The organism is Roseateles sp. FW301-B2 (assembly GCF_058788955.1).
This window is the reverse complement of sequence record NZ_JBYTBE010000053.1, coordinates 1-20,406: the sequence shown is the minus strand read 5'-3', so window position 1 is coordinate 20,406 and position 20,406 is coordinate 1. Positions and strand designations below refer to the sequence as shown.

21 protein-coding genes and 1 other RNA gene are annotated in these 20,406 nt (G+C 67.8%); 4 read left to right on the top strand and 18 right to left on the bottom strand.

Annotated elements, in window-relative coordinates:
• Positions 1-25: 25 nt before the first annotated feature.
• Positions 26-547: an FKBP-type peptidyl-prolyl cis-trans isomerase gene (locus AC3WQY_RS23580; RefSeq protein WP_285231861.1), complete on the top strand. Its 522-nt coding sequence runs from the start codon at positions 26-28 to the stop codon at positions 545-547.
• A gap of 10 nt (positions 548-557) precedes the next feature.
• On the opposite strand, the gene dut is transcribed toward AC3WQY_RS23580, so the two are convergent.
• From dut to AC3WQY_RS23525, 11 genes are read right to left on the bottom strand one after another with little or no spacing between them, the layout of a single operon-like run.
• Positions 558-1,010: a dUTP diphosphatase gene (dut, locus tag AC3WQY_RS23575; RefSeq protein WP_285231860.1), complete on the bottom strand. Its 453-nt coding sequence runs from the start codon at positions 1,008-1,010 to the stop codon at positions 558-560.
• Entirely contained in the window at positions 1,007-2,224 is a 1,218-nt protein-coding gene (gene coaBC, locus AC3WQY_RS23570; RefSeq protein WP_492711007.1) for a bifunctional phosphopantothenoylcysteine decarboxylase/phosphopantothenate--cysteine ligase CoaBC, read from the bottom strand. The genes dut and coaBC overlap by 4 nt, the downstream gene beginning before the upstream one ends.
• Positions 2,225-2,251: 27 nt before the next feature.
• Complete coding sequence (trmB, locus tag AC3WQY_RS23565; protein ID WP_492711005.1) at positions 2,252-2,974, bottom strand: tRNA (guanosine(46)-N7)-methyltransferase TrmB; 723 nt, start codon at positions 2,972-2,974, stop codon at positions 2,252-2,254.
• Between the two features lie 35 nt (positions 2,975-3,009).
• Entirely contained in the window at positions 3,010-4,317 is a 1,308-nt protein-coding gene (deoA, locus tag AC3WQY_RS23560) for a thymidine phosphorylase (RefSeq protein ID WP_492711004.1), read from the bottom strand.
• 5 nt (positions 4,318-4,322) lie between these two features.
• Entirely contained in the window at positions 4,323-5,108 is a 786-nt protein-coding gene (gene deoC / locus AC3WQY_RS23555) for a deoxyribose-phosphate aldolase (RefSeq protein WP_492711002.1), read from the bottom strand.
• 1 nt (position 5,109) lies between these two features.
• Positions 5,110-5,955 carry a purine-nucleoside phosphorylase gene (locus AC3WQY_RS23550; protein WP_492711001.1) on the bottom strand — a complete coding sequence of 282 codons (846 nt, stop codon included), beginning with the start codon at positions 5,953-5,955 and terminating at the stop codon, positions 5,110-5,112.
• 23 nt (positions 5,956-5,978) lie between these two features.
• Entirely contained in the window at positions 5,979-6,401 is a 423-nt protein-coding gene (gene cdd, locus AC3WQY_RS23545) for a cytidine deaminase (protein ID WP_285231854.1), read from the bottom strand.
• The gene (locus AC3WQY_RS23540) at positions 6,401-7,366 is read right to left on the bottom strand and encodes an ABC transporter permease (protein WP_492711000.1); all 966 of its coding nucleotides are present in this window, start codon (positions 7,364-7,366) and stop codon (positions 6,401-6,403) included. Before AC3WQY_RS23540 ends, cdd begins: the two co-directional genes overlap by 1 nt.
• On the bottom strand, positions 7,359-8,480 hold the full coding sequence (locus tag AC3WQY_RS23535) for an ABC transporter permease (protein ID WP_285231852.1): 1,122 nt from the start codon (positions 8,478-8,480) through the stop codon (positions 7,359-7,361). The genes AC3WQY_RS23540 and AC3WQY_RS23535 overlap by 8 nt, the downstream gene beginning before the upstream one ends.
• The gene (locus AC3WQY_RS23530; RefSeq protein WP_492710999.1) at positions 8,477-10,033 is read right to left on the bottom strand and encodes an ABC transporter ATP-binding protein; all 1,557 of its coding nucleotides are present in this window, start codon (positions 10,031-10,033) and stop codon (positions 8,477-8,479) included. Before AC3WQY_RS23530 ends, AC3WQY_RS23535 begins: the two co-directional genes overlap by 4 nt.
• 26 nt (positions 10,034-10,059) lie before the next feature.
• Entirely contained in the window at positions 10,060-11,043 is a 984-nt protein-coding gene (locus tag AC3WQY_RS23525; protein ID WP_285231847.1) for a BMP family lipoprotein, read from the bottom strand.
• A 316-nt stretch (positions 11,044-11,359) separates the two neighbouring features.
• Between AC3WQY_RS23525 and AC3WQY_RS23520 the strand changes: the two genes are divergently transcribed.
• Entirely contained in the window at positions 11,360-11,617 is a 258-nt protein-coding gene (locus AC3WQY_RS23520; protein WP_285231846.1) for a FeoA family protein, read from the top strand.
• 18 nt (positions 11,618-11,635) lie between these two features.
• Complete coding sequence (gene feoB, locus AC3WQY_RS23515) at positions 11,636-13,510, top strand: ferrous iron transport protein B (RefSeq protein ID WP_492710998.1); 1,875 nt, start codon at positions 11,636-11,638, stop codon at positions 13,508-13,510.
• Here feoB and AC3WQY_RS23510 read toward each other — a convergent pair.
• Positions 13,503-13,964: an EVE domain-containing protein gene (locus AC3WQY_RS23510; RefSeq protein WP_492710997.1), complete on the bottom strand. Its 462-nt coding sequence runs from the start codon at positions 13,962-13,964 to the stop codon at positions 13,503-13,505. The two genes, feoB and AC3WQY_RS23510, sit on opposite strands and share 8 nt — an antisense overlap.
• Before the next feature lie 4 nt (positions 13,965-13,968).
• Entirely contained in the window at positions 13,969-14,352 is a 384-nt protein-coding gene (locus AC3WQY_RS23505; protein WP_285231842.1) for a VOC family protein, read from the bottom strand.
• 241 nt (positions 14,353-14,593) lie between these two features.
• On the opposite strand from AC3WQY_RS23505, the gene AC3WQY_RS23500 reads away from it, so the two are divergent.
• A complete protein-coding gene (locus AC3WQY_RS23500; RefSeq protein WP_492710996.1) occupies positions 14,594-17,407 on the top strand; it encodes a TonB-dependent receptor in 2,814 nt (937 codons plus the stop codon).
• 101 nt (positions 17,408-17,508) lie between these two features.
• Here the strand turns inward: AC3WQY_RS23500 and AC3WQY_RS23495 are convergent, their stop codons facing one another.
• The 5 genes from AC3WQY_RS23495 to ompA all read right to left on the bottom strand — a co-directional run.
• The gene (locus tag AC3WQY_RS23495; RefSeq protein WP_285231840.1) at positions 17,509-17,805 is read right to left on the bottom strand and encodes a GYD domain-containing protein; all 297 of its coding nucleotides are present in this window, start codon (positions 17,803-17,805) and stop codon (positions 17,509-17,511) included.
• A 332-nt stretch (positions 17,806-18,137) separates the two neighbouring features.
• Positions 18,138-18,510: a transfer-messenger RNA gene (ssrA, locus tag AC3WQY_RS23490) on the bottom strand.
• 14 nt (positions 18,511-18,524) lie between these two features.
• Positions 18,525-19,226, bottom strand: a complete 702-nt coding sequence (locus AC3WQY_RS23485; RefSeq protein ID WP_492710995.1) for an HAD family hydrolase — start codon at positions 19,224-19,226, stop codon at positions 18,525-18,527.
• On the bottom strand, positions 19,223-19,924 hold the full coding sequence (gene ubiG, locus AC3WQY_RS23480; protein ID WP_492710993.1) for a bifunctional 2-polyprenyl-6-hydroxyphenol methylase/3-demethylubiquinol 3-O-methyltransferase UbiG: 702 nt from the start codon (positions 19,922-19,924) through the stop codon (positions 19,223-19,225). The genes AC3WQY_RS23485 and ubiG overlap by 4 nt, the downstream gene beginning before the upstream one ends.
• 90 nt (positions 19,925-20,014) lie before the next feature.
• A partial coding sequence (gene ompA, locus AC3WQY_RS23475) for an outer membrane protein OmpA (RefSeq protein WP_492710991.1) occupies positions 20,015-20,406 on the bottom strand: 392 nt, incomplete at its 5' end.

Here is a 20,406-nt window from a genome sequence, read left to right as displayed (position 1 = left end):
TGCGCCGATGTGAAACAATTGAGCCATGCTAATTTCTGCCCCCTGCGTCGTCTCCCTGAGCTGGAGACTGGAAGACGCCCAAGGCCAGTTGATCGACGAACTGGTCAACCCTCTCGAGTTCTTCTACGGCGGCGACGACTTGTTCGCCAAGGTGGAAGAGGCCATCGCCGGCCAGGAAACCGGCTATGAAACCAGCCTGGCCCTGCAGCCCGACGATGCCTTTGGCGACTACGACTCCGGCCTGGTCTGCTTCGAGCCGCGCAGCGTGCTGCCCGAGAACGTCGACGTGGGCATGCAGTTCGAAGGCATGCCCGAAGGCGCCACCACCAAGGACATGCCGGCCGAGGCCATCTACACCGTCACCGAGCTCTATCCCGAGCATGCGGTGTTGGACGGCAACCACCCGCTCGCCGGCATCGGCCTGCGCATGCATCTGCGCGTGCGCGATGTGCGCGAGGCCACCGAGGCCGAGATCGAGGTGGGCAGCCTGGGCGAGGCGGTGTTCAGCGTCGCCACCGGCGCGCCTCCCGACGCGCAGCTGCACTGAACGGTTTTTTTCAGTGCTTGCCGGTTGAGCCGAAGCCGCCTTCGCCTCGATCGGAGGCGTTGAATTCCTCGACCACGCGGAACGCCGCCTGCACCACCGGCACCAGCACCAGTTGCGCGATGCGCTCCATGGGGTTGATGACAAAGGTGGTACTGCCGCGGTTCCAGCAGCTCACCATCAACTGGCCCTGGTAGTCGGAGTCGATCAGGCCGACCAGATTGCCCAGCACGATGCCATGCTTGTGGCCCAGGCCCGAGCGCGGCAGGATGATGGCCGCCAGGCCCGGGTCGCCGATGTGGATGGCCAGGCCGGTGGGCACCAGGCTGGTCTGCCCGGGCTCCAGGGTCACGGGCGCATCCAGGCAGGCGCGCAGGTCCAGGCCGGCGCTGCCGGGCGTGGCGTAGGCGGGCAGCTGCTCGGCCATGCGGGCGTCGAGCACTTTCAGATCAACAGTGGTGGTCATGCTTGTTGCAGTCGGGTCGCGATTTCGGCCACGAGTTGGCGGGCCAGATGGAGTTTGTCGTTGTGCGGCAGCTCGCGCTCGCCGGCGGCATCCACCAGCACCAGGGCGTTGTCGTCGCGGCCGAAGGTGGCCGGGCCCAGATTGCCGACGATCAGCGGCACCTTCTTGCGCAACAGCTTTTCGCGTGCATGCTTGACGAGCTCCTGGCTCTCGGCGGCAAAGCCCACGCAATAGGGTCCATCGGGCAAGGCGGCCACCGCCGCCAGGATGTCGGCGTTCTCGGCCAGCTCGAAGGTCGGCGCCGTCTTCGTACCGTCCTTCTTCTTGATCTTGTGCTCGTTCATCTGCGCCGGGCGCCAGTCGGCCACCGCGGCGGTGGCCACGAACACATCGTGCTGGGCGGCGCGCGGCAGCACCGCCTCAAACATCTGCTGGGCGGTCTGCACGTCGATGCGGCGCACGCCGCGCGGCGTGGCCAGGTGCACCGGACCTGCCACCAGGGTGACCTGGGCGCCGGCCTCGGCGGCGGCACGCGCGATCGCGAAACCCATCTTGCCGCTGGAGAGATTGGTGATGCCGCGCACCGGGTCGATGGGCTCGAAGGTCGGGCCGGCGGTGATCAAGAGCGTCTTGCCGGCCAGCAGCTTGGGCTGGAAGAAGGCAATCACCTCGTCCAGCAGCTCCTGGGCCTCCAGCATGCGGCCATCGCCGATCTCGCCACAGGCCTGGTCGCCGCTGGCCGGGCCCAGCACCAGCGCGCCATCGGCGCGCAACTGCGCCACATTGCGCTGGGTGGCGGGGTGGGCCCACATCTCACGGTTCATGGCTGGGGCCACCAGCAGGGCGCAGCGCTCGGCCGGGCGCGCGAGTGCGGCGAGGCTCAGCAGTTCATCGGCCCTGCCCTGCGCAAGCTTGGCGATGAAATCGGCGCTGGCGGGTGCGATCAGCATCAGATCGGCCTCGCGGCTCAGATTGATGTGGGCCATGTTGTTGGCCTCGCGCGCATCCCACTGGCTGGTGTAGACGCTGCGGTTGGAGAGCGCCTGCATGGTCACCGGGGTGATGAAGGCCTCGGCGGCGGCGGTCATGATGACCTGCACCGTCGCCCCCGCCTTGCTGAGCAGGCGCGTCAGCTCGGCGATCTTGTAGCAGGCGATGCCGCCGGAGAGGCCCAGCAGGATGTGCTTGCCCTGGAGTTGTTGTGCTTCAGACATATGAAGCGGCACTCTAACAGTGCCTGCTCAGCGCTTGCGGAACACCAGGTCCCAGACGCCATGGCCCAGCTGGATGCCGCGGTGCTCGAACTTGGTGAGCGGCCGGTAGGCCGGCTTCTCGGCATAGCCATCGGCAGCGTTGGCGGTGTTCTCCAGCAGCGGCTCGGCCGCCAGCACCTCCAGCATCTGCTGGGCATAGGGCTCCCAGTCGGTGGCGCAATGCAGGTAGCCGCCGGGGCGGATGTGCTGCAACAGCTTGGCGACAAAGGGCTGCTGGATCAGGCGGCGCTTGTTGTGGCGCTTCTTGTGCCAGGGATCCGGGAAGAAGATGTGCACGCCCGCCAGCGAGGCCGGCGCGATCATCTGCTCCAGCACCTCGACGGCATCGTGCTGGAAGATGCGGATATTGGCGATCTGCTGCTCGCCAATCAGCTTGAGCAGCGCGCCCACGCCGGGCTCGTGCACCTCGCAGCCGAGGAAGTCGTGGTCCGGCAGCTCTTTGGCGATCAGCGCCGTGGCCGCGCCCATGCCGAAGCCGATCTCCAGCACCAGCGGCGCCTCGCGGCCGAACAGGGCCACGGGATCCAGCCGTTGACCCGGCGTGTAGGGCAGCACGAAACGCGGGCCCAGCTCGGCCAGGGCCTTGACCTGGCCCGTGCCCATGCGGCCGGGGCGCGTCACGAAGCTCTTGATGCGGCGGCGCTCGGGTGCTTCAGTCGGCTCGGCGGGGGACTCGGCGGGGTCGGTCATGGCGGGGAAAGCGAAGGACTGCAGGGGGCAGGAGTCTAGCCCACCGTCGCCATCACGATGGGCGTGGGCACATAAGCCTCACCCAGCGTGCAGGCGGCCTGGTAGGCCGCCACGGCGCGCGCCGCGCTGGCCTCATCGGCCGCATGCACCAGGGCCATGGTCTCGCCGGCCTTGAAGCGGCTGCCCAGATGGCGCACCTCGGAGAGGCCCACGCGGAAGTCGATCGCATCGCCGGCCTGGCGGCGGCCGCCGCCCATCTCCACGATGATGAGGCCGATCTCGCGCGTCTTCATGGCGCTCAGCACGCCGTCGCGCGGCGCCGGCACCGGCAGCACCACGGGCGCCGGGGTCAGGTATTGCTGCGGGCGCTCCAGCAGATCCGCCGGGCCGCCCAGGGCCGCCACCATCTGCGCAAACTTCTCGGCCGCGGCGCCACTGTCCAGCCCGGCCTGCAGCTTGGCGCGGGCGGCCGTGGCGTCAGCGGCCAGGCCACCCAGCACCAGCATCTCGGCGGCCAGGGCCAGCGTCACCTCGTGCAGGCGCGGCTCCACCCGCTTGCCGGTCAGGTAGTCCAGGGTCTCGTGAATCTCCAGGGCATTGCCCACCTCGTAGCCCAGCACCTGGTTCATGTCGGTGATGAGGGCGCGGGTCTTCAGGCCGGCACCGCCGGCCACGCTGACGATGCTCTCGGCCAGCTCCTGCGCAAAGGCGGGCGTGTCGGCAAAGGCGCCATTGCCGCACTTGATGTCCATGGCCAGCACTTGCAGGCCGGCGGCCAGCTTCTTGGACAGGATGCTGGCGGTGATCAGCGGCACGCTCTCCACCGTGGCGGTGACGTCGCGGCAGGCGTAGAAGCGCTTGTCGGCCGGGGCCAGGTCGCCGGTCTGGCCGATCACGGCACAGCCCAGGCGCCGCACCAGGCGGTCGAAGTCCGCGGGCGCGGGCATGGTGTTGTAGCCGGGGATGGCCTCGAGCTTGTCCACCGTGCCGCCGGTATGGCCCAGGCCGCGGCCGGCAATCATCGGCACATAGCCGCCGCAGGCCGCCACCATGGGCGCCAGCATCAGGCTGACCTTGTCGCCCACGCCGCCGCTGGAATGCTTGTCCAGCACCGGGCCGGGCATGTCGGGCCAGGCCAGCACGCGGCCGGAATGCATCATGGCGCGGGTCAGCGCCACCGCTTCATCGCGGCCCATGCCGCGCAGGAACACCGCCATGCCCAGCGCGGCCACCTGGCCCTCGCTCCAGCTGCCGTCCACCAGGCCGCGCACAAAGTGCTGGATCTGCGGCTCGGACAGGGTATGGCCGTCGCGCTTGGCGCGGATGATTTCTTGAGCAAGCATGTTCGTCAGTAGGCGCTGGGGGCTCGGGAAGGCGCTGCCGAGGCCTGGCCCGCGAGCACCGCCTCGATGTCATTGAGCAGACCGCTGGCGCCGAAGCGCAGGCGGCGCGCGTTCAACGCCCCCTCGCCCAGCTTGGCACGGGTCTGCAGCAGATAGCCGCGCGCATCGGCCACCGAGCGGATGCCCCCCGAGGCCTTGAAACCGGCCGCCGAGAGGCCGCTGGCCGCGATCTCCTGCAGCATCACCGCGGCCGCCGCGGGGGTGGCCGAGACGCGGCTCTTGCCGGTGCTGGTCTTGACGAAATCGGCACCGGCCATCAGGGCTAGGCGGGTGGCCTCGGCGATCAGCTCGGGCGTGGCCAGCTCGCCGCTTTCGATGATGACCTTGAGCGTGAGCGGCCGGCTGGCATGGCGCACCTCGGCCAGGAACTCGGCCACCTCGCTGCCCTGCCCCGCCATCAAGGCCTTGTAGGGCAGCACCACGTCCACCTCGTTGCCGCCGGCCTGGGCGATCGCCGCCACATCGGCCAGCGCGCGCGGCAGGTCCAGCGAGCCATCCGGGAAATTGGCCACCGCGGCCACCTGGATCTCGGCCGGCAGCAGGCGCCGCGCCAGCGCCACGAAGCGCGGCCAGACGCACACCGCGGCCACCGGGCCATGGGCGCTCTGGGCGCGGCGGCACAAGGCCTCGATGTCGGCTTCGGTGTCGGCGTCATTCAGGCTGGTGAGGTCCAGGCATTGCAGGGCCAGGCGGGCGCTTTCCTGCGGGGTCAGGTCTTGAGTAGTGCTCATATCAGGCCCGCAGCGAAGCCAGTTCGGTCATGCCGGCCACCAGCTGCGCCAGGAAGGCCGCGGCGCGCTCGCCCGACACGGCCGCCTGCTGCAGCGTCAGGGCATGGGTCAGGGCCTCGGCCGACAGGCCGGCGGCCATATTCGTCATCAGGGCCAGGCCCATCACGCGCAGGCCGGCATGGCGCGCCAGGATGGTCTCGGGCACGGTGCTCATGCCGACGGCATCGGCGCCCCAGGCGGCAAACATGCGGATCTCGGCCGGGGTCTCGAACTGCGGGCCCAGGGCCCAGACATAGGTGCCCTCGCCGAGCTTGAGGTTGTGCGTCTGTGCCACCTTCTTGGCATGGGCACGCAGCTCGGCGTCATAGGCGCTGCTCATGTCCACAAAGCGCTCGCTGCCGGGCTCGCCCACCAGGGGCGAACGCTGCGGCGCGTTGATGTGATCGGCGATCAGCATCAGGCTGCCGGGCGGCATGTGCGGGCGCAGCGAGCCCGAGGCATTGGTCTGGATCAGCACCTTGACGCCCCAGCGCTTGAGGCTGCGCAGCGCGCCGGCCATGCCGGTGCAATCACCGCTTTCGTAGGTATGGGCGCGGCCGCGCAGCATGGCCACGCGCTGCCCGCCCATCATGCCTACCACCACCTCGCTGACATGGCCCTCGACCTTGGGCCGGGGAAAGGCCGGCAGCTCGCCATAGGCCAGGTGCTTGGCGCCCTGCACCTGGTCCACCGCGCCGGCCCAGCCCGAGCCCAGCACCACCGCGACTTCGGGGGCGGCGCCAAATTCGGCCTGCAGGCGGGCGACGCTGGCGTCGATGAGGGGGTTCAGTTCGTTGTTGTTGATCATGTTGCGTGTCTCCGGTGCACCGTTCAGAGGTGCTTCAGATGGTCCGGGCCAAAGCTGGCCGGCAAGAGTTGTTCCAGCGTCCACTGCGCTTTCACGCCACTGGGATCGGCAGCAATGATGAGCAGCGATGCCGGCAGGCTGAACTCGCGCAGCTTCTGGCGGCAGCCACCACAGGGCGTGATGATGTCGGGCCCGGGGCCGGTGACCAGCACCGCCTGCGCCTGGCGGCCACCCGCCATCACCATCGCACCCAGGGCCGTGGCCTCGGCGCACCAACCCTGAGGATAGGCCGCATTCTCGATATTGCAGCCGGCATGGACATGGCCCTGCTCGTCCAGCACCGCGGCACCCACCGCGTACTTGGAGTAAGGCGCATAGGAGCGCGCGCGCGCTGCCTGCGCGGCAGCGAGCAGGCGCTGCAGCACATCGGGTGGAAGTTGCAACATCAACGTTCCTTGATATAGGGCCGGCCCAACGCCTTGGGCGCAAGCGCCTGGCCGATGAAACCGGCCAGCAGCACGACGGTCAGCAGATAGGGCAAGGCCTGGATCGCCTGCACCGGCACCTCGCCGACGCCAGGGATGGCCACCCCTTGCAGCCGGATGGCGGCGGCGTCGAGAAAGCCGAACAGCAGGCAGGCTGCCATCGTGGGCAAGGGCTTCCACTTGCCGAAGATCATCGCCGCCAGCGCGATGAAGCCGCGCCCCGCCGTCATGTTCGGCGAGAAATTGGCGTTCTGCGCCAGCGTCAGATAGCTGCCCGCAAGGCCGCACAGCAGGCCGTTGAGCAGCAAGGCGGCATAGCGCAGGCGCGGCACCGAGACGCCGGCCGCATCCACCATGGCCGGGTTCTCGCCCACCGCGCGCAGGCGCAGGCCGGGCTTGGTGCGCTCGAGGAAGAACCACACGCAGCCCACCAGCGCAAAGGCCAGGTAGACCAGGATGTTGTGGCTCAGGAGGCCATGGCCGATCACCGAGGCCCACCAGCTGCCCTCCACCGGCTCGGCAAAGGCGGCGCTGAGGCCGGTGAGGCGCACCGCGGCATCGATGGGCGGGGTCTGGCCGCCCTGGGCAAACCAGGCGATGCCCAGCACCACGGTCAAGCCGGCCGCCACCATATTGATGGCCACGCCCGACACCACCTGGTCGCCGCGGTGGGTGACGCAGGCAAAGCCGTGCAGCAGTGAGAGCAGGCAGGCCACCAGCATCGCCGCCCCCAGGCCCAGCACGGTGGAATGCCCCACGCTGGCGGCGGCGGCCGCGGCAAAGGCGGCGAACAGCATCTTGCCCTCCAGGCCGATGTCGATCACGCCGGAGCGCTCCGAGATCAGGCCCGCCAGGGCGCACAGCAGCAAGGGCGTGGTGACGCGCAGCGTGGACGCCAGCACCGAACCGATCAGGACTTCATCCACGAGCGGCCTCCCTGCGCTTGAACGAGGCATAGAGGCGCGCAAACATCGGCGCGCTCACCATCGCCATGGCGCCGGCAAACAGGACGATCAGGCCCTGCACCGTCACCACCATCTCGCGGCTGAAGCGCGGCAGCTCGAAGGACACCTCGACGCCGCCCTGGTAGAGCACGCCGAACAGCAGCGAGGCCAGGATGATGCCCAGTGGGTGGTTGCGCCCCATCAGCGAGACGGCGATGCCGGTGAAGCCGGCGCCGGCCACGAAGTCCAGCGTCAGCTTGCCCTGCACGCCCGAGATCTCGTTCACGCCCACCAGGCCGGCCAGGGCGCCGGAGATGCCCATCGCGATCAGCACCTGCAGGCGTGGATTCATGCCGGCGTAATGCGCAGCCTGCGGCGCCGAACCCACCGCGCGCAGCGCATAGCCGGCGCGGCTCTTCCACAGGAACCAGGTCACGAACCAGCAGGCCAGCAGGGCCAGCACGAGGCTCAGGTTCAAGGGCGATGAAGGCAGCTCGAGGCCGAGCTTCTCGGCCAGCTGATGCAGCGCCGGCATGCGCGCGCCGTCGGCGAAGTTACTGCTCTCCACCGACATCGAGCCGGCCGGGCGCAGCCAGTTCACCAGCAGATAGACGTTCAGGCTGGCGGCCAGGAAATTGAACATGATGGTGGTGATGACGATGTGGCTGCCGCGCCAGGCCTGCAGATAGGCCGGCACCGCCGCCCACAACATGCCGAACAGCGCCGCGGCCAGCACCACCAGGGGCAGCACCAGCCAGGCGGGAAGGCGGTGGCCCAGCCACAGGGCCAGCAGGGCCACGCCCAGGCCGCCGAAGGTGGCCTGGCCCTCGCCACCGATATTGAAGAGGCCGCCATGGAAGGCCACCGCCACCGCCAGGCCGGTGAAGATGAAGGTGGTGGCGTAGTAGAGCGTGTAGCCCAGCCCGCGCGCATTGCCCAAAGCGCCGTTGAGCAGGATGGACAGCGCCTGCAACGGGCTCTCGCCGATCAGCAGCACCACGCCGCCCGCCACCAGCAGGGCGACGAGCAGATTCCACAGCGGCAGCAGCACCAGATCCATCCAGCGCGGCATCTGAAAAGCTTGCGCATTGCTCATGCGGCGGCCACCTCAGCTTGTGCGGCCATCAAGAGGCCCAATGTCTTTTCGTCGCATTCCGCAATACCCAGTTCGCCGGTGATACGGCCGCAGTTCATCACCAGCACGCGATCGGCCAGGGCCAGGATCTCGTCCAGTTCGCTGCTCACCAGCAGCACCGCACAGCCCTCGTCGCGCAGGCGGCGCAGCTGGCCGTGGATGAATTCGATCGCGCCGATGTCCACGCCACGCGTGGGCTGGCCCACCAGCAGCACCTGCGGCTGCTGGCCGATCTCGCGCGCCAGGATCAGCTTCTGCTGGTTGCCGCCGGAGAACTTGGACGAGCCCAGCTGCGCATCGCGGGGGCGCACGTCGAAGCGCTCCATCATCTGCGCCGTCTGCGCGCGCATATGGTCCTGGTTCATCGCCAGGCCCAACGGCGCGGCACGGTACTGTGCCTGCTCGTGGTAGCCCAGGGCGGCGGTTTCCCAGGCCGGGAAGCTCATCACCATACCCAGCAGGTGGCGATCCTCCGGCACATGGGCCAGCTTGAGTTCGCGCGCGCGCTTGGGCGCCAGCCAGGCGCCGGCCGTGAAGCGCGCCTCGCCCAGCTGCAGTTCGCCGGCCTCGGGCGCGCGCATGCCAGACAGCACCTCCAGCAGCTCGCTCTGGCCATTGCCCGAAACGCCGGCCACGCCGACGATCTCGCCGGCACGCAACTGCAGGTCCACGCCCGCCAGCGCCGGCACACCATGGGCGTCGCGCAGGCGCAGGCCCGAGGCCTGCAGGCGCAAGGCCTGACCCCGCGCCGCCTGTGTCTCGGCGCGGCCCAGATTCACCTTGCGGCCCACCATGGCTTCGGCCAGGTCTTCGGGGCTGGTAGCGGCGATCGCCGTGGTCTTGATGACCTGGCCGGCGCGCATCACCGTGACCTCGTCGCACAAGGCCATCACTTCCTTGAGCTTGTGCGTGATCAGCAGAATCGTGGTGCCCTGGGCGCGCAGCTTGCGCAGGGTCTCGAACAGCTGCTCGGTCTCCTGCGGGGTCAGCACCGCCGTGGGTTCGTCTAGGATCAGGATCTTGGCGCCGCGATACAGGGCCTTGAGGATCTCCAGGCGCTGCAGCTCGCCGACCGGCAGTTCGCCCACCAGCGCGTCGAGCTGCACCTGCAGGCCGGTGCTCTGCATCAGGGCCTCGAGCTTGGCGCGCACGGCACGCTTGCCGCGTGCCAGGAAGAAGGTGGGCTCGGCACCCAGCATCACGTTGTCCAGGCAGGACAGCGTGTCCACCAGCATGAAGTGCTGGTGCACCATGCCCACGCCCAGGGCGATCGCCTGGTGCGAGTTGGCGATGCTGACGCGCTCGCCGCCCACCTCGATATGGCCCTCGTCGGCCTGGTAGTAGCCGTAGAGGATGGCCATCAGCGTGGACTTGCCGGCGCCGTTCTCGCCCACGATGCCATGCACCGTGCCGGGCGCCACCGCCAGCGTCACGCCGCGGTTGGCCTGCACCGCGCCGAAGCGCTTGGAAATCTCGCACAGCCGGACCGCCGGCGCGCGCTTGGAATCAGACATGGGCCGCTCTGCTATTGGCTGCTTCTTCAATACTTGCAGGCGTTGTCGGCCATGTAGTCGGCCACCTTGATCTTGCCGGCAATGATGTCCGCCTTGTAGGCCTCGACCTTGGTCTTCAGCGCGGGCGTGATGAGCTTGGCGTTGTGCTGATCGACGGCGTAGTCGACGCCGCCCTCCTTGAGCCCGAGCACGCTGACGCCGGCCTTCCAGTCCTTCAGCACGTTGTAGACCGCCACGTCCACGCGCTTGACCATGGAGGTCAGCATGGTGCCGGGCTGGATATGGTTCTGGTTGCTGTCCACGCCGATGGCCAGCTTGCCGGCATCCTTGGCGGCCTGGTAGACACCGGTGCCGGTGCCGCCGGCGGCCGCGAACACCACGTCCACGCCCTTGGCGAACTGGGCCTTGGCCAGCTCACCGCCGCGCGTGGGGTCGTTCCAGGCGGTGGCGGTGGTGCCGGTCATGTTGGAGAACACCTCGGTCTTGGCATTGGCCGCCTTGGCGCCCTGCTCGTAGCCGCACTGGAACTTGCGGATCAGCGGGATGTCCATGCCGCCCACGAAGCCGACCTTGCCGGTCTTGCTGCTGAGCGTGGCCATCGCGCCGACCAGGAAGCTTCCCTCATGCTCCTTGAACACCAGCGACTGCACATTGGGCTGGTTCACCACCATGTCGACGATGGCGAACTTGGTCTTGGGGAACTCCTTGGCCACCTGCTCCAGCGCCGAGGCCTGGGCAAAGCCGATCGAGATGATGGGGCTGGCGCCACGCTCGGCCATGCGGCGGATCGCCTGCACGCGCTGGGTCTCGTTGCTGATCTCGAATTCGAGGTACTTGCCGCCGGTCTCGGCCTTCCAGCGCTCCACGCCGCGGTAGGCCGACTCGTTGAAGGACTTGTCGAACTTGCCGCCCATGTCGAAGATCACCGCCGGCGTGGCCTGCGCGATGGCGGCGGACGAGGCGGCAAGGGCCAGGGCAGCGCCGGCCAGCGTAGACAGAGTGAGCTTCATTGCGGTCCTATACAAGCTTGCACAGGTTGGGATAGACGCCAGCATGCACGGGGGCGGGCCCGAACGGCGATTCTTGCGGATCGGAACGGGCGGCCGGCGGGGATAGGGGCATTCTAAAAAACGCGAGTGTATCGGCTTCTAAGGAAAACGCTAAACGTTTGCGCGCCCGTCTTTGCTCGTTTGCGCAAATCCGCGGCGCCGCAGCAAATTGCGCCAAATCAAAGCATCTGGGCAAACAAAGCCATGGGGATCTGAATGCGATTTCTTCGCATTTAGAATGAATCCGTCGCCCTCAACCGCTCCGCAAGGCCCGCCCATGTCCCAGCCCGCTTCCATGTTCACGCTCGCGCGTGCCTCCCTGGGTGCAGCCCACCGTGTGGCCGGGCTGGCGGCGCCGGCGCATGCGCCGGAATGGCCGCAATGGCTGGAGGAAATCGGCTTCGTCGCCGGTGAGCATGTCAGCGTGCTGGCGCGCGGCCTGCCCGGTGGCGACCCGCTGGTGGTGCGCATCGGCCAATCCACCTTTGCGCTGCGCGAGGCCGAAGCCGCCTGCGTGCAACTGGTGGCGGCCTGAGCCCGCGGCATCTTTCGCATGACGGCATCCTCGGTCATCCACATCCACCCGGCCGGCCCCTTGCTGGCCCTGGTGGGCAATCCGAACTGCGGCAAGACCGCCCTCTTCAACCGCCTCACCGGCAGCCGCCAGAAGGTGGCCAACTACGCCGGCGTCACCGTGGAGCGCAAGGAGGGCCGGCTCAAGACCCTGGCCGGCAAGAGCCTGCGCCTGCTGGACCTGCCCGGCACCTACAGCCTCTACCCACGCTCGCCCGATGAGCGCGTCACCTGCGATGTGCTGGCCGGACGCGCCAAGGGCGAGAAGCGGCCCGACCTGATCATCTGCGTGCTCGACGCCACCAATCTGCGCCGCAATCTGCGCCTGGTGCTGTCGCTGCAGCGCCAGGGCCTGCCCTGCGTGGTGGCGCTGAACATGGCCGACCTGGCCGCCGCGCGCGGCCTGCACATCGATGCCCAGGCGCTCGCCGAGGCGCTGGGCGTGCCGGTGGTGCGCACCGTCGCCACCCAGGGCCATGGCCTGGACGAGTTGCGCCAGTTGCTGGACCGGCGCGACGCCTGGTCCGCACCGCAAGCGGCCGCCAGCGCCCACCCCAGCCATGAGGACCAGGCACGGGTCAACCGCATCCTGCACGAACTGGGCCTGGACGCCCAGACGCCCGAACTGCCCAGCGACCGCCTCGACCGCTTCGTGCTGCACCCGGTGCTGGGCCCGCTGCTGCTGGCCCTGCTGCTGTTCCTGCTGTTCCAGGCTGTGTTTTCCTGGGCCGAAGCGCCCAAGGACCTGATCGAGGCCGGTGTGGCCTGGCTGGGCGAGCAGGTCGGCAGCGCCCTGCCGCCCGGCTGGCTGCGCAGCCTGCTGGTGGACGCGCTGATCGCCGGCGTAGGCAGCGTGCTGGCCTTTCTGCCGCAGATCCTGATCCTGTTCTTCTTCATCCTGGTGCTGGAGGAGTCGGGCTATCTGCCGCGCGCAGCCTTCCTGCTGGACCGCATCATGGGCAGCGTCGGGCTCTCGGGGCGCAGCTTCATTCCCCTGCTCTCCAGCTTTGCCTGTGCCATCCCCGGCATCATGGCCACGCGCTCGATCGCCAATCCGCGCGACCGCCTCGTCACCATCCTGATCGCACCGCTGATGACCTGCTCGGCGCGCCTGCCCGTCTATGCACTGCTGATCGGCGCCTTCGTGCCGCAGCGCGCGTTGTGGGCCGGCATCGAGCTGCAGGGCCTGGCGCTGTTCGTGCTGTACCTGGCCGGCATCGTGGGCGCCATGGCGGTGGCCTGGCTGCTCAAGCGCTATACCGGCGGCCACCACACCCGGCCGCTGATGATGGAGCTGCCGGCCTACCACTGGCCGCATGCGCGCAATATCGCCATCGGCCTGTGGCAGCGCGCCGAGATCTTCCTCAAGCGCGTGGGCGGCATCATCCTGACGCTGACGGTGCTGCTGTGGCTGCTGGCCAGCTTCCCGGCGCCACCGGATGGGGCCGCCGGGCCGGCCATCCAGTACAGCCTTGCCGGCATGCTGGGTCGGGGCCTCGCCACCCTGTTCGAGCCGATCGGCTTCAACTGGCAGATCAGCCTGGCCCTGGTGCCAGGTCTTGCCGCCCGCGAGATCGCCATCAGCGCGCTGGGCACGGTCTACGCGCTCTCGGCCACGGCCGAGGACGCGGCGCAAGCCCTGACCCCGTTGATCGCGCAGAGCTGGAGCCTGCCCACCGCCTTCTCGCTGCTGGCCTGGTATGTGTTCGCGCCGCAGTGCATCGCCACCCTGGCGGCGGTGAAGCGCGAGACCGGCGGCCTGCGCATTCCCCTCATCATGTTGGCCTATCTGTTCGCGCTGGCCTATGCGGCCTCGTTCGTGACCTTCCGCGTCAGCAGCTGGCTGCTCAGCTGAACGCCAGATCGCCCTGCGCGCGTGCCGGCAGCGCTGCCTGCATGGCGTCCGCAATCAGGTCCATATCGGCCGCGCTGAGCGCCAGCAGGCCGAAGCGGAACTGGTAGCCCCAGTTGCGCTGGCCACGCGTCAGATCCAGGTGCTCCAGCAGAGGCCCGATCGGCTGCGGCCGGGCCGCCAGCCAGTCGACATCGCGGCGGAAGGGGCAGAAGCCCTCACCCATCTCCACCTGGTAGGGGCTGCCCCGGCGCAGCGTGCCGATGGCGGTGAAGGCCTGCAGGCGATCCTGGCCGCCAAAGGTCTCGGTGGGCGAGTAATACACCACCCGATCGCCCGGTGCGAGCCGGCGCAGCGGCGCCGCCTTGCCATGGCAGACCTGCATAAAGCCCTCGGCCCGGCCGCGCCGCACATGCTCGGCGCTGGCCACCGCCAGCCAGTTGCGCGGGCCGCTCACGGGCTCAGCCCTGGACCGCGTGGAACACGCGCAGACGATGGCCGTCGGGGTCGGCGGCGCTGAAGGTGTAGCCGAAATCCATCTGCGTGGGCGTCTGGATGATGGGCAGCCCCAGGCTCAACCACTTGGCCAGCAGCGCGTCCACCGCGGCGGCGTTGTCCTGCGCAAAACACAGCTCCATCGCGCCGGCCGGGGCGCTGGCGGCGGGCTGCACACCGGAGCGCGTCCACAGGCCCAGCATCACGCCGCCATCGAGCGCAAACATGGCAAAGCCGGGCGAGGCCTCGACGGGCTCGCGGCCCAGCAGGCGCGTGTAGAAGGATGCGCTGGCGATGGCGCTCTCGACGTAGAGGATGAGGAAATTGGGTTGCGACGTGGCTTGCGACATAGGTCCTCCTGAATGCTTGTTGGCGGCGTCGCCGCAGGGATTGCAGCGACGCATCCGCATGCTAGGCGGCCCTGCTGTCAGCCCGTGTCAGCAGCCTGATGGCGCGCGGCAGGCGCGCCATCCATATGTCCGTTCCATATAGGAAATCGCATTTAAACCATATTTCGTGGATTCCCTCGACTTTTAATATCTCAGCGCGATACCTGGTGATTGCCAATATATTCAAAAAGCGAGACAAACCATGTTTACTGAAACCAATTTGGCGCGCGCCCTGCGCCAGCTCTGCTCCGGCGGCCTGGCCGTGAGCGCTGGCCTGCTGGCGGGCGCGGCCTGGGCCCAGGACACGACGGCGGACGCGTCGCTGCAGCGCGTGATCGTCACCGGTTCCAGCATCAAGCGCATCGCCGCCGAGGGCGCCCTGCCGGTGCAGGTGGTGACGCGCGCGCAGATCGAGCAGAGCGGCGTCAACAGCGTGGCCGACCTGATCGCCGCCCTGCCCTCCATGCAGGGTTTCACCACGGCCTCGGCCTCGGTGAACGGCGGCGGCGGCGGGCTGCAGACGGCCTCCATCCACGCCATCGGCGAGGGCTATACCCTGGTGCTGCTGAACGGGCGGCGCCTCGCCCCCGCCACCTCAGGCTCCACCGTCAACCTGGGCAGCATCCCGCTCGCGGCGGTCGAACGCGTCGAGGTATTGACCGACGGCGCCAATACCCTTTACGGCTCCGATGCAATTGCCGGCGTCATCAATTTCATACTCAAGAAAAACCAGACCGAACTGGAAATATCGGTGTCAGGCAGTACCCCGCAGGCCAAGGGCGGCGGCCAGAGCACGAATATCGGTATATCCAAGGGCTGGGGCAATCTGGACGGCGACGGTTTCAATCTGATGGTCTCGGCCGCGCACGACGAGCAGCGCGCCCTGCTGGCCAGCCAGCGCAGCTTCAGCAAGAGCGGCGTGATCCCGTTCAGTCACGAGGGCAAGGCCTACAGCTTCTACCAGCTGAGCGGCAACTCCATCCCCGGCATCGCCACCGTCAAGTACACCGACGCGAGCGGGGTCGCCAACGCCGCGCGCTTCAGCCCCGACTACCTGGCCACCGGCAAGTGCAACGGGCTTAACCTCTATCTGGTGGAACGCACCTGCCGTTTCGACTACACCGGTGCGGTGCAGGACGTGCCCGGGCTCAAGCGCGACAGCGCCACCGCCACGCTCAACGTCAAGCTGAATGCCGACACCACGCTGTTTGCCGACACGCTGTTCTCGCGCTTCGTGAACCGCGCGCAGTACGCACCACCGGCCAATGGCTTCGGCATCGAGCTGAACAGCGCCCTCTATGCCAAGTCGATCGCGCCCTATCTGCAGCGCCTGGGCATCGCGCCGGCCTCGGTCATCAACGCGACCATGAATCTGCGCCTGGCCGATGCCGGCGGCCGCACCGATGCCTTCCGCACCGACGCCCAGCACCTGGTGCTGGGCGTGGAAGGCAGCGCCAAGGGTTGGGATTACGGTGTCTCGCTGACGCATTCGGTCAACAAGGCCAGCGACAAGGCCGATGGCGGCTATGTGGACCTCAGCAAGTTCCAGGGCCTCGTCGACAGCGGCGCCTTCGACCCCTTCGCCCCGCCCGGATCGGCACAGGACACGCTGGCGCCGCTGGTGCTGCACAAGGTGGTGAGTCGCACCGACTCCAAGCTCGACACCCTCAGCCTGCGCGGCTCCACCGAGCTGTTCCGCCTGCCCGGCGGCAGCGCCCAGCTGGGCCTGGGCGCGGACGCGACGCGGCAGTCCTACATCTACCAGCCGGATCTGGACTTCTTCCCCGGCGGCCACCCGGTGGATGCGCGCCGACGCAACTGGGGCAGCTATGCCGAGCTGCTGCTGCCGCTGGCCCGCCAGCTGGACCTCACCGCATCGACCCGCTACGACAGCTACAGCGCCGTCTCCAACGGTATGACCTTCGACAGCAGCGGCAAGCCGGCCGGCCCCGCCGAGCAGGGCAACGCCGCCAGCAAGGCCACCTACAAGCTGGCGCTGCGCTACCACCCGCTGGAAAACCTGCTGCTGCGCGCCTCCTATGGCACCGGCTTCAAGGTGGCGGACCTGACCACCATCGTGAATCCGCTGCAGGATGGCGGCGCCTCCAAGTTCCACGCCTGCCCGATCACCAACAAATCGGACCCGCGCTATGTGATGTGCTACCCCGGCTCGACCGAGTACACGATTCTTTCCGGCGGCAACCCCTTCCAGGGCGAGGCCGGCCTGAAGCCGGAGGAATCCAGGCAGGCCACATTGGGCGTGCGCTTCGAGCCCGGCGCCGGCCTCTCGCTGGGCCTGGACTGGTGGAACGTGAGCCTGAGCAACCAGATCCAGACCCTCTCCGAGGACATGGTGTTCGACAACCCGGCGCGCTACGACAGCCTGTTCCGCGCCTACTACAGCCCGGCGCAAAAGCAGGAGGTGCTGGCCGCCGCGCTCACCCCCTTCAACCTGGCCAGCTCGCGCTACCAGGGCCTGGACTGGGATCACAGCTTCAAGACCGCCACGCCCTGGGGTCGGCTCAACCTCAACTGGACCGGCACGTATATGCTGAAGTCCGAGCAGGCGGTGCCCGGTGGCCTGACGGAGAAGAACATCGGCCGCTTCAACTCCTACTCGAACGCGACCTTCCGCGTCATCAGCCGCTTGAACGCCGCACTGACGCTCAGCGAGGCCTGGACCCATGCGCTGGCGCTCAACTACCGCTCGGGCTACACCGACCAGACCTACAGCAGCGCCGATGGCTCGCCCGTCATCGAAATCAATGCCGACGGCTCCGCCGGCGCCTTCGTGCCCATCCAGCGCCGCGTGAGTTCCTACAAGACGCTGGACTGGCAGACCCGCTACGCCCCCAGCAAGGCGCTGGTGCTGACGCTGGGCGTACGCAACCTGCTCGACACCGACCCACCCTTCTCGATCCGCAACGCTGGCGGCGGCAACCAGTCTGGCTATGACGGCCGCTACACCGACCCGCTGGGCCGCCAGTTCTATGCGACGGCGAGGTACCGCTTCTAGGCCGCGCCTAGCCACGGCAAACCACGGCAAGGCGCCCAAAGCAAAGGGCCCGGGCTCGCGAAAGCCTGGGCCCTTTTCTCTCGCCGGTGATGCGTTCCGCTTCAGCCCGGCAACTTCAACAAGATGGCGTTCATCTCATCGCGTGTAAAGGTACGTATGGTCTGGGTGCGCACATTGCCCTGCATAGCGATGGCGGCGCCAAAGGCGGCGATGGTCTGATCATCGGCGGCCTCGAACTGGCACACCAAGTCGTAGCTGCCAAACGCCCATTGGATGCTCTTCACCGTCACCCCCATCTTGCGACCCAGCGCCTCCACTGCCTCGGCGCGGTGGGTCGTTTCCTTCAAGCCCTTCACGCCCTGGTCGGTGAAGTTGGCCAATACCGTATAACTTGCCATGCGAGTCTCCTCGATGCGTTGATGCGAGGCCGCGGTACTGCCCACAAGCCCGGGTGGCGGCCTCGAACGCGGGGGTGGGGGCGATGCAGGGTGGCCCGGAGCGGCCGGCTGGATCGCTCTTGAGCCTAGGCCCAGGGCGGACGGCATTCAACCCGGCCGCCACTTGTGAACATGCAGCAAGGGACAGGCGCTTGCGCCATTTCGCCAGTCGATCCGCCCCGGCCAGCCGCCCAAAAGAAAAGGCCCGAACTCTCACGAGCTCGGGCCTTCTTCGTTCTTGCTTGTCTGCACGCCCACTTGCCTTGCGGCAAGTGCGCCTGCAGCGCTCTGGATGGTGGAGCCGGGGGGAATTGAACCCCCGTCCGTCAGCCATCACCGGGCAGATCTACATGCTTAGCCGGCTGATTTGAATCTCACGGCAAGAGTCGCGCAGTGGCACGCTACCCTTCCCGCCAGTCACTTAATCTCGCCCTGAACCGAGTAACCCGGCGCAGAACCAGCCAATGTGAATGACTTCTCAGCTTTCCGTCTTGCGACTTGAGCCCGGCCCATTGGCCTGCCGTTGAGAAGCTCAACTGCAATTAAGCAGCGAGTGCGAACGTAGAGTCGTTTGCAGTTACTTTGTTTCCAGTGGTTTTACGAGCGAACTGGTGCTCGGCATGCCCCACTCCGGATCCGCACCCACGTCGAAACCAAGTCGGCCCCAGAGAAGCTCTACATTATGCCTGCTGCAGCAATTTCAAGAGGGCCAGCGGTTCATCGATGATGAAATCCGCGCCCCAGGCGTCCACACGGCCGCCTTGCCCCAGATAGCCCCAGGAGGCCGCCACGGTGAGCATGCCGGCTGCGCGGCCGGCCAGGATGTCGCGCTCGTCATCGCCCACATAGGCGCAATGCTCGGGCGCCACGCCGATGCGGCGCGCGGCCTCCAGCAGCGAACCCGGGTGCGGCTTGGCATGCGGGGTGGTGTCGCCGCCCACCACGGCACCGGCCGCCTCCGCCAGGCCGAGGGCGCGCGTCATGGGCAGCGCAAAGCGCTCGGCCTTGTTGGTGACGATGCCCCAGGGCAGATTGAGGGCACGCAACTGGGCCAGCATCGGCGGCACATCGGCAAAGACCGCGGTTTCCTGCAGCATGCGGCGTTCGTAACGGCCCAGGAACTCGGCCTTGAGGTTTTCAAAGTCCTCATGCGCGGGCGTCACCGCCAGCGAGACACCTAACATGCCGCGCGCGCCCGAGCCCACCATGGGGCGCAACAGTTCGTAGGCCAGCGGCGCCAGGCCGCGCTCCGCGCGCATCTCGTTGGCGGCACCGGCCAAATCCGGGGCACTGTCGATCAGCGTGCCGTCGAGGTCGAACAGCACGGCGCGCAGCAGGCGCGCGGGCGCAAGCAGCGGCTCGGCCATCAGTTCCAGGCTCATAGAGGGCGGCGGCAGGCGATCATGTAGTTCACATCGGTGTCGCCACCGATGCTGTAGCGCTGGGTCAAGGGGTTGTAGCCCAGGCCCTTGGCACTGTGCAGCTCCAGACCGGCATCGCGACACATCTGCGCCAGCTCGGCCGGCTTGATGAAGCGCGCGTATTCATGCGTGCCGGCCGGCAGCATCTTGAGCAGGTATTCGGCGCCCACGATGGCCAGCATGAAGGCCTTGAAATTGCGATTCAAGGTGGAGAGGAACACCCAGCCACCCGGCTTCACAAGCGTGCCGAGGGCACGCACCACCGAGGCGGGATCGGGCACATGCTCGAGCATCTCCATGCAGGTGACGGTGTCGAACTCGCCCGGACGCTGCTCGGCCAGGGCCTCGACGGCAATCTCCTGGTAGCTGACGTTCTCGGTACCGGCTTCCATGGCGTGCAGCTGGGCCACGCGCAGCGGCTTGGTGGCGAGGTCGATGCCCAGCGCGATCGCGCCCTTGCGCGCCATCGAGTCGGTGAGGATGCCACCGCCGCAGCCCACGTCCAGCACCTTCTGCCCAGCCAGTGGGCTGAGCGCGTTGATCCAGTCCAGACGCAGCGGGTTGATCTGGTGCAGGGGCTTGAATTCGCTCTCGGCATCCCACCAGCGGTGGGCCAGCTCGCTGAATTTGGCGAGCTCTTGGGGGTCGGCATTCGTCATGGGTGGGGATGGTAGCGCAAGGCGGAAATGAAAAAGCCCCGCTGGGCGGGGCTTTGCATCGCAGCTGCGCGCCAGGCGCAGCGGGGATGATTACTTGTTGCGCGTACCAACCACTTCGATCTCGACGCGGCGGTTCTTGGCGCGACCTTCGGTGGTCTTGTTGTCGGCCACGGGCTGCTTCTCGCCCTTGCCTTCGGTGTAGACGCGGTTCTTTTCCACGTTCTTGGACACCAGATAGGCCTTCACGGCTTCGGAGCGGCGCACCGACAGCTTCTGGTTGTATTCATCGGAGCCCACGCTGTCGGTGTGGCCGACGGCGATGATGACTTCCAGATTGATACCACCGGTCTTGCTGACCAGGTCGTCCAGCTTGGCCTTGGCTTCGGGCTTCAGCACAGCCTTGTCGAAGTCGAAGAAGGCGTCAGCGGCGAAGGTGACCTTCTCGCTCACGGGAGCGGGAGGCGTGGGAGCGGGCTTGGGAG

Coding starts and splice junctions, on each gene's coding strand:
- AC3WQY_RS23580 (WP_285231861.1), top strand. CDS start 26: ATGCTAATTTCTGCCCCCTGCGTCGTCTCCCTGAGCTGGAGACTGGAA.
- dut (WP_285231860.1), bottom strand. CDS start 1,010: ATGACCACCACTGTTGATCTGAAAGTGCTCGACGCCCGCATGGCCGAG.
- coaBC (WP_492711007.1), bottom strand. CDS start 2,224: ATGTCTGAAGCACAACAACTCCAGGGCAAGCACATCCTGCTGGGCCTC.
- trmB (WP_492711005.1), bottom strand. CDS start 2,974: ATGACCGACCCCGCCGAGTCCCCCGCCGAGCCGACTGAAGCACCCGAG.
- deoA (WP_492711004.1), bottom strand. CDS start 4,317: ATGCTTGCTCAAGAAATCATCCGCGCCAAGCGCGACGGCCATACCCTG.
- deoC (WP_492711002.1), bottom strand. CDS start 5,108: ATGAGCACTACTCAAGACCTGACCCCGCAGGAAAGCGCCCGCCTGGCC.
- AC3WQY_RS23550 (WP_492711001.1), bottom strand. CDS start 5,955: ATGATCAACAACAACGAACTGAACCCCCTCATCGACGCCAGCGTCGCC.
- cdd (WP_285231854.1), bottom strand. CDS start 6,401: ATGTTGCAACTTCCACCCGATGTGCTGCAGCGCCTGCTCGCTGCCGCG.
- AC3WQY_RS23535 (WP_285231852.1), bottom strand. CDS start 8,480: ATGAGCAATGCGCAAGCTTTTCAGATGCCGCGCTGGATGGATCTGGTG.
- AC3WQY_RS23530 (WP_492710999.1), bottom strand. CDS start 10,033: ATGTCTGATTCCAAGCGCGCGCCGGCGGTCCGGCTGTGCGAGATTTCC.
- AC3WQY_RS23525 (WP_285231847.1), bottom strand. CDS start 11,043: ATGAAGCTCACTCTGTCTACGCTGGCCGGCGCTGCCCTGGCCCTTGCC.
- AC3WQY_RS23520 (WP_285231846.1), top strand. CDS start 11,360: ATGTCCCAGCCCGCTTCCATGTTCACGCTCGCGCGTGCCTCCCTGGGT.
- feoB (WP_492710998.1), top strand. CDS start 11,636: ATGACGGCATCCTCGGTCATCCACATCCACCCGGCCGGCCCCTTGCTG.
- AC3WQY_RS23505 (WP_285231842.1), bottom strand. CDS start 14,352: ATGTCGCAAGCCACGTCGCAACCCAATTTCCTCATCCTCTACGTCGAG.
- AC3WQY_RS23500 (WP_492710996.1), top strand. CDS start 14,594: ATGTTTACTGAAACCAATTTGGCGCGCGCCCTGCGCCAGCTCTGCTCC.
- AC3WQY_RS23495 (WP_285231840.1), bottom strand. CDS start 17,805: ATGGCAAGTTATACGGTATTGGCCAACTTCACCGACCAGGGCGTGAAG.
- AC3WQY_RS23485 (WP_492710995.1), bottom strand. CDS start 19,226: ATGAGCCTGGAACTGATGGCCGAGCCGCTGCTTGCGCCCGCGCGCCTG.
- ubiG (WP_492710993.1), bottom strand. CDS start 19,924: ATGACGAATGCCGACCCCCAAGAGCTCGCCAAATTCAGCGAGCTGGCC.